The sequence below is a fragment of the Kitasatospora sp. MBT63 genome (genome assembly GCF_000710465.2).
Taxonomy (GTDB): domain Bacteria; phylum Actinomycetota; class Actinomycetes; order Streptomycetales; family Streptomycetaceae; genus Kitasatospora.
The window spans coordinates 28,287-40,305 of record NZ_JAIZ01000583.1 but is presented as its reverse complement, the minus strand read 5'-3'; the positions used below and the strand labels follow the sequence as shown (position 1 = coordinate 40,305).

Genomic DNA, 12,019 nt, shown 5'->3' with positions numbered 1-12,019 from the left:
CCTTCCGGTTGGGGCATCCTGCGTAGGCCGCAGTCTGACCCGAGATAGACGAAGCCCCTGGCGCAATAGCGCAAGGGGCTCTTGCACCGAGAGATTACCTGAGGAAGGACCGGTCGTGTCGTCCCTGTCCACGCCCGCATCCCACCGCGCGGACCACGGTGGGCCCGGTCCGCTCCTGGTGATCCTCGACCCGGCGGCGAAGCAGGCCGACGGGGAGTCGGTGCGCGTCGCCAAGGACGTGCTGTGCGGGGGTGCGGACGTGAAGGTGGCGCTGCCGGAGAGCCCGTCCGAACTCGACCGGGTCCTGTCGCACCGCGGCCGTCGCCGGCCGGTGGTGATCGGGGCCGATCCGGCGCTGCAGCGGGTGCTGCAGGCGCTGCACCGCCAGCGCGAGTTGGGTACGGACCCGGTCGGCGTGGTGCCGGTCGGCCGGCCCGTCGCGACCGGTGCGCTGCGGGCCCTCGGGGTGCCGGTGGAGCCGGTCGCCGCGGCCCGTGCGGTGCTCGCGGGCACCCCGCGCAAGCTGGACCTGCTGGTGGACGACGGCGGTGGGGTGGTGCTCGCCGAGGTGCGGATCGCGCCGCTGCGACCCGGCGACGGGCTGAGCCGTTCAGTTGGCTTGCGTTCGCTATGGGCGAAATTCGCTGCGGCCGAGCAGGGGAAGTCCTCGGTGAACGGCCCGGTGGTCGAACTCAGGGTCGAGGCGGACGGCCGGCTGCTGGCCGATCTGCACCAGCGGGTCCGGCTGCTACGGGTGGCGCCCGCCGACGGCGTCCTGGAGCTGACCCTGCGGCTGGACGGCCACACCCACCGGCACCGGGTCGCCAGCCTCACCGTGACCGGCCGGCACTTCGGCTACGAGGCCGACGGCGCACCCGTGGGGCCGGTCCGGGCGCGCACCTGGACGGTGCACGCCGGGGCGTGGGAGCTGATGCTGCCTGCCGGGTGAGCAGCATCACGTCCGGGCGTGCGGCGCGACGGTGCGTCAGACCCCCGACCCGCCCGCCGGGCGCGCGTGACAAGGGCACGCGCCGTCCAGCCGAATTGCCCGCCGGGAAATGCCGTGGTGTGTAAGGGGTTTTGTCTACGCGCGTCGCCATTCGATCGGCCAATAACCGGGGCCTCCCCTGTTCGGGAAGGCGTACGGAACTGCCCTAGACTCGAAGACGTGCCACGTGGTGACGGACGACTCAATCACGATCTTCTTCCCGGCGAGAAAGGACCCCAGGACGCTTGCGGCGTCTTCGGTGTCTGGGCCCCCGGCGAGGAAGTCGCGAAGCTCACGTACTTCGGCCTCTATGCCCTGCAGCACCGCGGACAGGAATCCGCGGGCATCGCAGTGAGCAACGGGTCCCAGATTCTGGTCTTCAAGGACATGGGACTCGTCTCCCAGGTCTTCGACGAGGCCTCGCTGGGATCCCTGCACGGGCATATCGCCGTCGGACATGCCCGCTACTCGACCACCGGGTCCTCGGTCTGGGAGAACGCCCAGCCGACCTTCCGTGCGACCGTCCACGGTTCGCTCGCCCTCGGGCACAACGGAAACCTGGTGAACACCGCCGAACTGGCGGCGATGGTCGCCGAGCTGCCCGGCGAGGAGCACGTCTCGCGCTCCGGCCGGACCGCCGCGACCAACGACACCGACCTGGTGACCGCGCTGCTGGCCGGCTACCCGGACCTGTCCATCGAGGACACCGCCAAGCAGATCCTGCCCAAGGTCAAGGGCGCGTTCTCGCTGGTCTTCATGGACGAGCACACCCTGTACGCGGCCCGCGACCCGCAGGGCATCCGCCCGCTGGTGCTCGGCCGCCTGGAGCGCGGCTGGGTGGTCGCCTCCGAGACGGCGGCGCTCGACATCTGCGGCGCCTCCTTCATCCGCGAGGTGGAGCCCGGCGAGCTGATCGCCATCGACGAGAACGGCATGCGGACCTCCCGCTTCGCCGAGGCCAAGCCCAAGGGCTGCGTCTTCGAGTACGTCTACCTGGCCCGCCCCGACACCTCCATCGCCGGCCGCAACGTGCACCTCTCCCGGGTGGAGATGGGCCGCAAGCTGGCCAAGGAGGCCCCGGTCGAGGCCGACCTGGTGATAGCGACCCCCGAGTCCGGCACCCCCGCCGCGATCGGCTACGCCGAGGCCAGCGGCATCCCGTACGGCTCCGGCCTGGTGAAGAACGCCTACGTCGGGCGCACCTTCATCCAGCCCAGCCAGACCATCCGCCAGCTCGGCATCCGGCTCAAGCTCAACCCGCTCAAGGAAGTCATCCAGGGCAAGCGCCTGGTCGTCGTCGACGACTCGATCGTGCGCGGCAACACCCAGCGCGCGCTGGTGCGGATGCTCCGCGAGGCGGGCGCCGCCGAGGTGCACATCCGGATCTCCTCCCCGCCGGTCAAGTGGCCCTGCTTCTTCGGCATCGACTTCGCCACCCGGGCGGAGCTGATCGCCAACGGGATGACCGTCGAGGAGATCGGCCGCACGCTCGGCGCGGACTCGCTGGCGTACATCTCGATCGAGGGCATGATCGAGGCCACCGCGCAGCCCAAGGACAACCTCTGCCGGGCCTGTTTCGACGGCGAGTACCCGATGGAGCTGCCGGACCCGGCGCTGCTCGGCAAGCTCCTCCTGGAGGCCGAGATCGCCGGGAGCCAGAAGCCCCCGGCCGTCCGCGGCAAGCCCACCAGCGACCTGGACGGCGTCCAGTCGCTGATCGGTGGCCACGGCGCGGCAGACGCCCTGCGGCGCCCGTAGGAAGGGCAACGCACCGGCCATGCACCAGCAGGGGCGCGGGAACCGCCCGCCCGGCGCACGTACTCCGTGCCGGGCGCACGGTTCCCGGCGCCCCTGTCCCGGTTGTGCCGGGTGCCCCAAGGTTTCCACCCCCCACTGACCCGGAAGGGCCACAGCACGTGACCAGCAACCAGACCGGTGCCACCTACGCCGCCGCGGGCGTCGACATCGAGGCGGGCGACCGCGCCGTCGAGCTCATGAAGCAGTGGGTGCGCAGGACCGACCGGCCCGAGGTGGTCGGCGGCCTCGGCGGCTTCGCCGGCCTCTTCGACGCGTCCGCCTTCAAGCGCTACGAGCGACCGCTGCTGGCCTCCGCCACGGACGGGGTGGGCACCAAGGTCGCCATCGCGCAGGCGATGGACAAGCACGACACGATCGGCCACGACCTGGTCGGCATGGTCGTCGACGACCTGGTGGTCTGCGGCGCGGAGCCGCTGTTCATGACCGACTACATCTGCGTCGGCAAGGTGCACCCCGAGCGGGTCGCCGCCATCGTCAAGGGCATCGCCGAGGGCTGCACGCTGGCCGGCTGCTCGCTGATCGGCGGCGAGACCGCCGAGCACCCCGGCCTGCTGGGCCCGGACGACTACGACGTGGCCGGCGCCGGCACCGGCGTGGTGGAGGCGGACGCGCTGCTGGGCGCCGAGCGGGTCCGCGCGGGCGACGTGGTGATCGCGATGGCCGCCTCCGGCCTGCACTCCAACGGCTACTCGCTGGTGCGCCACGTCCTGCTGAACCAGGCGGGCTGGAAGCTGGACCGCCAGGTCGAGGAGTTCGGCCGCACCCTCGGCGAGGAACTGCTCGAGCCGACCCGGATCTACTCGCTGGACTGCCTGGCGCTCACCCGCGCCACCGAGATCCACGCCTTCTCGCACGTCACCGGGGGCGGCCTGGCCGCCAACCTGGCCCGGGTCATCCCGGACGGCCTGCACGCCCGCCTGGACCGCGGCACCTGGTCCCCGCTGCCGGTCTTCCAGACCGTCGCCGAGGTCGGGAAGATGACCGCCCTGGAGATCGAGAAGACCCTGAACATGGGCGTCGGCATGGTGGCCGTGGTCCCGCCGGAGTCGGTCGACGTGGTGCTGGCGATCCTGGAGGACCGCGGCATCGAGTCCTGGCTGCTCGGTGACATCGTGGACCGCGCCGCCGAGCACGACGGCGGCGCCGCGCTCTACAACGCCTACGACGGCTTCGAGCTGGCCTGACCGGCCGGCATCCGGCAGCGGGGCCCCCGGGATCTCCCGGGGGCCCGCTGCCGTCGCTGCTCCCGTCGGCGGCCCGCGGGCACGCTGAAGACCGGCCCGGCGCTGGTGGAGCGCCGGGCCGGCCCGGAGTCAGCTGTTTACGCCCGGCGACGCGACTGGCCGCTGTCGGCCTCCGCCTCGTCGTCCTCATCGTCCGCGTAGTAATCCGCGTACGCCGCGTAGGGATCGTCGTCCTCGTCCTCGATCGGCTCAGGCTCGATCGAAGCAGGAGCCGGCGATACGCCCAGCTCACTGGACAGACGGTTTGCGTCGAACCCGCCGCTGTTGTACTTCAGCTCGCGGGCGACCTTCGTCTGCTTGGCCTTGGCCCGGCCGCGCCCCATGGGTCGACCCCCTCAACGATGGGGCTCACGGCCCCGAGTCTGACACGTGTGGATCATCAGGCCGGCCGCCCTGAGTGGGAGAGCCGTCCCTTGGAGCATTAACGGTACCTGTTTCCGCCGCCGTACGGTACGTCTCGCGTGTGACGTGGCGCGCACCGTCGCCCCCCGAGACCAGGTCCATCCAGGTCACAGGAGGGTTTTCGGGCTTTTGCAGGCTGCCCGGAGCTTGGCCGGACCCGTCGTACCCGCAGAGATTATCCCCCGCCGGAGGCCGGAGGATCCCCCGATCGGGCTACGAACTGAGAATCCGGTTCCACATTGTGATGCGAGGGGGGCGAATCGGATCCGCCCCCCTCACCCAGCGTCAGGCCCTGCGTGCACCCGGCAGCAGGACCGAGCGCAGCGCACTGATCTCCCGCATCCGCTTCTCGGCCAGCCGGTCGGCCGCCACCGCCGGCGGCACGCCGTCCAGCGCGGCCCGGGTGAAGATCTCCAGCGTGGTGTCGAAGATCTTGGTGGCCTTGTTCTTCGCGCGCTCGAAGTTGAAGCCCTCGATCTCGTCGGCGACCTGGATCACGCCGCCGGAGTTCACCAGGTAGTCCGGCGCGTAGAGGATGCCGCGGTCGGCCAGGTCCTTCTCGACCCCGGGGTGGGCCAGCTGGTTGTTGGCCGCGCCGCAGACCACCGCGGTGCCCTCCGCGCCCAGCGCGGCCACCGTGAGGTCGTCCAGCGCGCCGCCGAGCGCGCAGGGGGCGTAGACGTCCAGCTTGGCCTGGAGGAGGGCGGCGGTGTCGGCCACCACCTCGACCTCCGGGTGGGCCGCGCGCACGCGGTTGACGGCCGCCTCGGAGACGTCCGTGATCACCACGCTGGCGCCGTCCGCGACCAGGTGCCCGACCAGGTAGTGGCCGACCTTGCCGACGCCCGCCACACCGACCCGCTTGCCGCGCAGGGTGGGCTGGCCCCAGCGGGCCTGCGCGGAGGCGCGCATGCCCTGGAAGACGCCGAAGGCGGTCAGGATCGAGGAGTCGCCGGCGCCGCCGTGCTCCGGCGAGCGGCCGGTGACGAAGTCGGTCTCCCGGGCCACGACGTCCATGTCCTGGACGTAGGTGCCCACGTCGCAGGCGGTGATGTAGCGGCCGCGCAGGGACTCCACGAAGCGGCCGTAGGCGCGCAGCAGCGCCTCGGTCTTCACCTCGTTCGGGTCGCCGATGATCACGGCCTTGCCGCCGCCCAGGTCGAGGCCGGCCAGCGCGTTCTTGTAGCTCATGCCGCGGGACAGCCGCAGCGCGTCCTCCAGCGCCTCCTCCTCGGTGTCGTACCGGTGGAAGCGGGTGCCGCCGAGGGCCGGGCCCAGGGCGGTGGAGTGGATGGCGATGATGGCCTTGAGACCGGAGGACCGGTCGTGGCAGAGGACGACCTGCTCGTGCCCGTCGCCGGCGGCGCCGTCCTGAGCGGTACCGAAGATCCTGCCGAGCACGCCGGGTGCGGGGTGCGAGACGGATGCGGTGTGTACGTCGGTCACTGTGGTGACTCCAGTAATTGCGGGCCCGCGGCGGTGGTGCGGGCGTCTGTGTCGAAGCCTAGCCCTGGAGGTGGGCCCGGATCTGCCCCCTGACGGTCCCTGAGACATAACGAGCGGACCGCCCGGTCGGCACCCTCCCCGGTGGCCCGGGGTACGTGCGACGATGCGGTCTGTGACCGCTGTGCGAACTTCGGTGATCCCGCCCTACGCCGCCCACCTGCGGGTGTACGAGCCCCTCGCCGCCTACCCGGAGCCGGACCGGACCCGCTGGCAGGCCTGGGCCGCCGCGCACGGCCCGGACGCGGACGGCCCGCGGCGGCCGGTCGCCGGGGCGGCGCTCGCCGAGCAGCGCGCGGCGCTGGCGGAGCTGGCGGCGCGCACGCCCCGCCCGCTGCCGGAGCACGAGGACGACCGGGCCTACGTCAGGGTGGTGGACGGGGTCACCTACGTCTGCCCCTGGACCACCCGGCTGCGCAGCTGGCAGGCGCTGGAGGAGCTGTCCGCGGCGCTGCCGGCCGCGCTGCTGGACACCGTGCTGCCGCCGGCCGTGCGGGCCGCCGCGGTGGCCGACCGGGAGCGCTGGCGGGCCGAGCACCCGGACGCCCGGCCGTGGATCCTGACCAGCCGCTGGGAGGTGCCGCTGCGCTGGTTCCCGCTGTTCGGGGAGGAGGACCGGCGCTACCTGCCGGCGGTGCCGGACCGGGGCGAGGAGGGCGGGGCCGAGCCGGCCGCCCTCTTCTACCTGACCTCGATGGTGCAGGCGCGCCGCCGGGTGGCCCGCGGGTACCGGGCGCTGCGGCTGCGGCCGTCCTCCGGGTCCGGGGAGCGCGAGGCGCGCTCGCGCGCCCTGGTGAAGGGGGTGGAGCAGGTCGGGCGGTGGCTGGAGGAGTTCCACCCGCGCTCGCTGGTGGAGCTGGACTACGGCGGCCTGGTGCACCTGCTCGGGCCGCGCTGGCTGGCCGAGGAGCGGTCGGTCGGGGAGATCGAGGCGGGCCTCGCCGCGTTGCGCTCCGGGGACGGCGCGGCGGCCGCCAGGGCGTACGAGTCGGTGACGGCGCGTTGGCGGCAGGTGCTGGCGCTGCGGCAGAGCAGCTGAGCGCAGGAGCGGGCGGGACGGGCCGGGCGGCCGGGACTGACGGCCGTTCACGTCGGGGCTGCCGGGGTCTGGCCCGATGTCAGTGGGCCGGGTGAGGATGGGGTGAGGAAGGTACGGACCTTCGGCCCTGGCCGGGCGACCATGGTCCCGGTTCGGGTCAATACCTGTCGAACGTGACACTACTCACCGTTGACGCGAACTTACCCCTATGTGCAAAAATGGGACAACCAGCCCAAGTTCACTCAAGTGTGTCCACTTTTGGGTGGATCTGCCGGTGGTGTGTGCTTTGCGGAGAAACAGCGGGTCTGGTCCTGCCGTAACCGGATGTCACCGTGGGGTGACTGTCCGCTATGGGAGGGTCCATGGCCATCCGTCGCTCTTGAACCCGTGAGGGGTCAATTTTGGCGGTTTGGTCGATGGGGCTGGACGGATGGTGTAGTTGTAGACACCAGGACAAGCCGTTCGTCCTATAACCGACTCGGCCCGTCTGTGCCATTTCGGGCATCGCGGGCCAAGGTGCAGAATTTGAAGGATAGAACCGCCCTGGTTCGGTTCTCCCGAGGAGGCCGCTCATGACCGCTCGTACCCCTGACGCTGAGCCGCTGCTGACGCCGGCAGAGGTAGCCACGATGTTTCGCGTTGACCCGAAGACGGTGACCCGTTGGGCCAAGGCAGGCAAGCTCACGTCTATTCGCACTCTCGGCGGCCACCGCCGGTACCGTGAGGCGGAGGTGCGTGCTCTGCTGGCCGGGATTCCGGCGCAGCGTACCGAGGCCTGAGGGCCTCGCTGAAGTCTTTCCGAAGGGGCTGTATCCCTGGACTCCGCCGGGTCCGGGATGCGGCCCCTTCGGCGTGCCCGGAATCCGTTCCGCCGGCCCCGGAGGCGGGCATTCCTATTGGGGCTGGTGGGGGTGGGGGCAATTGGCGTGAATGCATGTGCAATTTTATATATTAAATGACGACGTGTCCGAGGGGGGTCCATCCTGTGTGGTCCCGGGAGAAGATACGTGATGACCGTCACTCGCCCGTTACCTTGAGGTCTAGACCTAGACTGGGGTAAGTGGGCCTGAGGGGGAGTCAGGAAAAACAGCAAGGCCCGGAACCTTGCGGTTCCGGGCCTTGCCTCACTGCGATCCCGACGGGACTTGAACCCGCGACCTCCACCTTGACAGGGTGGCGAGCTAACCAACTGCTCCACGGGACCAGAGATCTGATCCTTGCCCGCCTGCTCTCGCCTGCGAACAAGACAGATCGTACTGCATGTGGGGCCCCCAGGTCGAACCGGCCGCCGGCGGCCCCCGCCGCAGCTCAGAGCGTGCCCGCGGCGGCCTCCATCGCCTTCAGGATCCGCTTCTCGGAGACCGGGCTCGGGGTGCCCAGGCCCTGCGCGAAGAAGCTCACCCGCAGCTCCTCGATCATCCAGCGGATCTGCCGGACCTCCGGCGACGGCTGCCGGCCGGCCGGCACCCGGGCCAGCAGCTCGCCGTAGGCCCGCTGGACCTCCTGCACCTTCTGCAGGTGCTGCATGTCCCGCTGCGGGTGGTTGGGCAGCGCCTCCAGGCGGCGGTCGACCGCGATCAGATAGCGCTTCAGGTCGGGCAGCCGCTGCCAGCCGGTCTCGGTCACGAAACCCGGGTGCACCAGCGAGGCCAGGTGCAGCCGGACGTCGTTCACCGCGGTCAGCAGGACCGGGCTGCTCACCGACTTCAGCCGGTTCGAGGCCTTCTGGAAGGCGATCAGCGCGGTGGCCGTCTTGAGGGTGGTGTCCGCCGACAGCTCGTACAGGTCGGCCCGGACCTTGTCGTACAGCTTGGTGAACGACTCCTCGTCCCAGGCCGGGCCGCCGTTCAGGGCCATCAGCCGGTCGGTGGCGGCCGCCACGATGTCCTCGAACAGCGCGGGCACCGAACCGTGCGGGTTGTTCGACAGGGCGAGCTTGGCCTGGTTGCCCAGCCGGCCCTGGATCGACTTGGCCGGGGAGTTGACCCGGAGCATCAGCAGCCGCCGGGTGCCCGCCCACATCGCCTGCTGCTGGTCCTCCGGGGTGTCGAACAGCTTGATCGCCACCGACTCGCCCTCGTCCACCAGCGCCGGGTAGGCCCGCAGCGAGTGGCCGCGCGAGCGCTGCTCGAAGGTGCGCTGCAGGGTGGGCAGACCGGCCGGCCAGGCGTCCAGCCCGCGCTGCTCGATGCCCCTGCCGGAGGCGGCCGAGGAGAGCGTCTCGCTCAGCTTGGGCTTGAGCTTGCGCCGCAGCTCCTCCAGGTCCTTGGACTCGGCCAGCTTCCGCTTGCCGTCCACCACCCGGAAGGTCACCTTCAGGTGGTCCGGGACCCGGGCGTCGTCCCAGGCCTCCGGCGGGATCACGATGCCCGACATCCGCTGCAGGACCCGCTCCAGGGTCGGCAGCAGCGGCTCCTGACGGTCCTGAACCTGCTTCAGGGCGGCCGCCGCGAAGTCCGGCGCCGGGACGAAGTTGCGCCGCAGCGCCTTCGGCAGCGCCCGGATGTACGCGGTGACCAGCTCCGCCCGCAGCCCCGGGATCTGCCAGTCGAAGCCCTCGCCGGTGACCTGGTTGAGCACCGGCAGCGGGATGTGGACGGTGACCCCGTCCGCGTCGCTGCCCGGCTCGAACTGGTACGTCAGCCGGAACCGGAGCTTGCCCTGCTGCCAGTGGTCCGGGTAGTCGGCCTCGGTGACCCCGTCGGCCGACTCGTTGATCAGCATCGACTTCTCGAAGTTCAGCAGGTCCGGCTGCTCGTGCCGGGCCTTCTTCCACCAGGAGTCGAAGTGCCGGGTGGAGACGATCTCCTCCGGCAGCCGGGCGTCGTAGAAGTCGAACAGGGTCTGGTCGTCGACCATGATGTCGCGGCGCCGGGCCCGGTTCTCCAGCTCCTCGACCTCGGACAGCAGCGTCCGGTTCTCGGCGAAGAACCTGTGGTGGGTCTCCCAGTCGCCCTCGACCAGGGCGTTGCGGATGAACAGCTCGCGGCAGAGCTCCTGGTCGATCCGGCCGTAGTTGACCTTGCGCTGGGCCACGATCGGCATCCCGTACAGGGTCACCTTCTCGTAGGCCAGCACCGCGCCGGCCTTCTTCTCCCAGTGCGGCTCGCTGTACGTGCGCTTGATCAGGTGGCCGGCCAGCGGCTCCACCCACTCCGGCTCGATCTTGGCGTTCACCCGGGCCCACAGCCGCGAGGTCTCCACCAGCTCGGCCGACATCACCCAGCGCGGCGGCTTCTTGAACAGGCCGGAGCCCGGGAAGACCGCGAACCGCGAGCCGCGGGCGCCGCCGTACTCACGCTTCTCCACGTCGAACAGGCCGATGTGCGACAGCAGGCCGGAGAGCAGCGCCTGGTGGATCCGGTCGGCGTCCGGCTCCGCGTCGGGGTGCGGCTCGTCGATGGTCACCCCGAGCTGCTTGGCCACCGTGCGCAGCTGGGTGTAGACGTCCTGCCACTCCCGTATCCGCAGGTAGTTCAGGAACTCGGACTTGCACATCCGGCGGAAGGCCGAGGAGGAGAGCTCCTGCTGCTGCTCCCTGACGTAGCGCCACATGGCGAGGTAGGAGAGGAAGTCGGAGGTCTCGGAGGTGAACCGGCGGTGCCGGTCGTCGGCGGCCTGGCGCTTGTCGGCCGGGCGCTCGCGCGGGTCCTGGATGGAGAGCGCGGCGGCGATCACCATCACGTCGCGGACGCAGCCGAGCCCGTCGGCGGTCAGCACCATCCGGGCCATCCGCGGGTCCACCGGCAGCTGGGCGAGCTTGCGGCCGAGCGGGGTGAGCCGCTTGCGGTGGTCCTTCTCCTCCGGATCGAGGGCGCCGAGCTCGTGCAGCAGGGCGACGCCGTCCTTGATGTTGCGCGAGTCCGGCGGGTCCAGGAACGGGAAGGCGGCGATGTCGCCGAGGCCGGCCGCGGTCATCTGCAGGATCACCGAGGCCAGGTTGGTGCGCAGGATCTCGGCGTCGGTGAACTCGGGGCGGGAGAGGAAGTCCTCCTCCGAGTACAGCCGGATGCAGATGCCGTCCGAGGTACGGCCGCAGCGGCCCTTGCGCTGGTTGGCGCTGGCCTGGCTGACCGCCTCGATCGGCAGCCGCTGCACCTTGGTGCGGTGGCTGTAGCGGGAGATCCGGGCGGTGCCCGGGTCGATCACGTACTTGATGCCGGGGACGGTCAGCGAGGTCTCGGCGACGTTGGTGGCCAGCACCACCCGGCGGGAGTTCGAGCGCTGGAAGACCCGGTGCTGTTCGGCCGAGGACAGCCGGGCGTACAGCGGGAGGATCTCGGTGAACTTCAGTTTCAGCTTGGTCAGGGCGTCCGCGGTGTCGCGGATCTCCCGCTCGCCGGACAGGAAGACCAGGACGTCGCCCGGGCCCTCGGCCTGGAGCTCCTCGACCGCCTCGCAGATCGCCTGCACCTGGTCGCGGTCGCGGTCCACCTCCTCGTCCTCGGCGCCCTCCTCGACGATCGGCCGGTAGCGGACCTCGACCGGGTAGGTGCGGCCGGAGACCTCGACGATCGGCGCGCCGTGGAAGTGCTCGGCGAACCGCTCCGGGTCGATGGTCGCCGAGGTGATCACGACCTTGAGGTCGGGGCGGCGGGGGAGCAGCTGCTTCAGGTAGCCGAGCAGGAAGTCGATGTTGAGGCTGCGCTCGTGCGCCTCGTCGATGATCAGGGTGTCGTACTGGCGCAGCTCGCGGTCGGTCTGGATCTCGGCCAGCAGGATGCCGTCGGTCATCAGCTTGACCAGGGTGTCCGGGCCGACCTGGTCGGTGAAGCGGACCTTCCAGCCGACCGCCTCGCCGAGCGGGGTGTCCAGCTCCTCGGCGACCCGGTCGGCGACCGTCCGGGCGGCGATCCGGCGCGGCTGGGTGTGGCCGATCAGGCCCTTCACCCCGCGGCCGAGCTCCAGACAGATCTTCGGGATCTGGGTGGTCTTCCCGGAGCCGGTCTCACCGGCGACGATCACCACCTGGTGGTCGCGGATCGCCGCCAGGATCTCGTCCTTCTTCTGGCTGACCGGCAGCTC

The 12,019-nt window shown here is 70.9% G+C and carries 8 protein-coding genes and 1 tRNA gene; 5 read left to right on the top strand and 4 right to left on the bottom strand.

Annotation, left to right across the window (positions count from 1 at the left end; translation table 11 throughout):
* The first annotated feature begins 115 nt into the window (after positions 1 to 115).
* The 3 genes from AA75_RS30890 (at position 116) to purM (ending at position 3,990) form a co-directional block, all read left to right on the top strand.
* Entirely contained in the window at positions 116 to 949 is an 834-nt protein-coding gene (locus tag AA75_RS30890) for a diacylglycerol kinase (RefSeq protein ID WP_368666617.1), read from the top strand.
* Between the two features lie 219 nt (positions 950 to 1,168).
* Positions 1,169 to 2,746: an amidophosphoribosyltransferase gene (purF, locus tag AA75_RS30885; RefSeq protein ID WP_033823606.1), complete on the top strand. Its 1,578-nt coding sequence runs from the start codon at positions 1,169 to 1,171 to the stop codon at positions 2,744 to 2,746.
* Positions 2,747 to 2,904: 158 nt separating this feature from the next.
* Entirely contained in the window at positions 2,905 to 3,990 is a 1,086-nt protein-coding gene (purM, locus tag AA75_RS30880) for a phosphoribosylformylglycinamidine cyclo-ligase (protein WP_033823605.1), read from the top strand.
* A gap of 137 nt (positions 3,991 to 4,127) precedes the next feature.
* Here purM and AA75_RS30875 read toward each other — a convergent pair whose 3' ends face one another.
* Positions 4,128 to 4,373 carry a DUF3073 domain-containing protein gene (locus AA75_RS30875; protein WP_033823604.1) on the bottom strand — a complete coding sequence of 82 codons (246 nt, stop codon included), beginning with the start codon at positions 4,371 to 4,373 and terminating at the stop codon, positions 4,128 to 4,130.
* A gap of 364 nt (positions 4,374 to 4,737) precedes the next feature.
* Complete coding sequence (locus tag AA75_RS30870) at positions 4,738 to 5,853, bottom strand: Glu/Leu/Phe/Val dehydrogenase dimerization domain-containing protein (protein ID WP_033823648.1); 1,116 nt, start codon at positions 5,851 to 5,853, stop codon at positions 4,738 to 4,740.
* Between the two features lie 217 nt (positions 5,854 to 6,070).
* On the opposite strand from AA75_RS30870, the gene AA75_RS30865 reads away from it, so the two are divergent.
* Both AA75_RS30865 and bldC read left to right on the top strand, forming a co-directional pair.
* On the top strand, positions 6,071 to 6,994 hold the full coding sequence (locus AA75_RS30865) for a hypothetical protein (protein ID WP_233289267.1): 924 nt from the start codon (positions 6,071 to 6,073) through the stop codon (positions 6,992 to 6,994).
* A 572-nt stretch (positions 6,995 to 7,566) separates the two neighbouring features.
* Positions 7,567 to 7,773 (top strand): developmental transcriptional regulator BldC, encoded by a 207-nt coding sequence (bldC, locus tag AA75_RS30860; RefSeq protein WP_014137253.1) that lies wholly within the window; start codon positions 7,567 to 7,569, stop codon positions 7,771 to 7,773.
* 351 nt (positions 7,774 to 8,124) lie between these two features.
* Here bldC and AA75_RS30855 read toward each other — a convergent pair.
* Both AA75_RS30855 and hrpA read right to left on the bottom strand, forming a co-directional pair.
* Positions 8,125 to 8,198, bottom strand: a tRNA-Asp gene (locus tag AA75_RS30855).
* Positions 8,199 to 8,302: 104 nt separating this feature from the next.
* Positions 8,303 to 12,019: ATP-dependent RNA helicase HrpA (gene hrpA / locus AA75_RS30850; RefSeq protein WP_033823602.1), on the bottom strand; the 3,717-nt coding region annotated here is incomplete at its 5' end.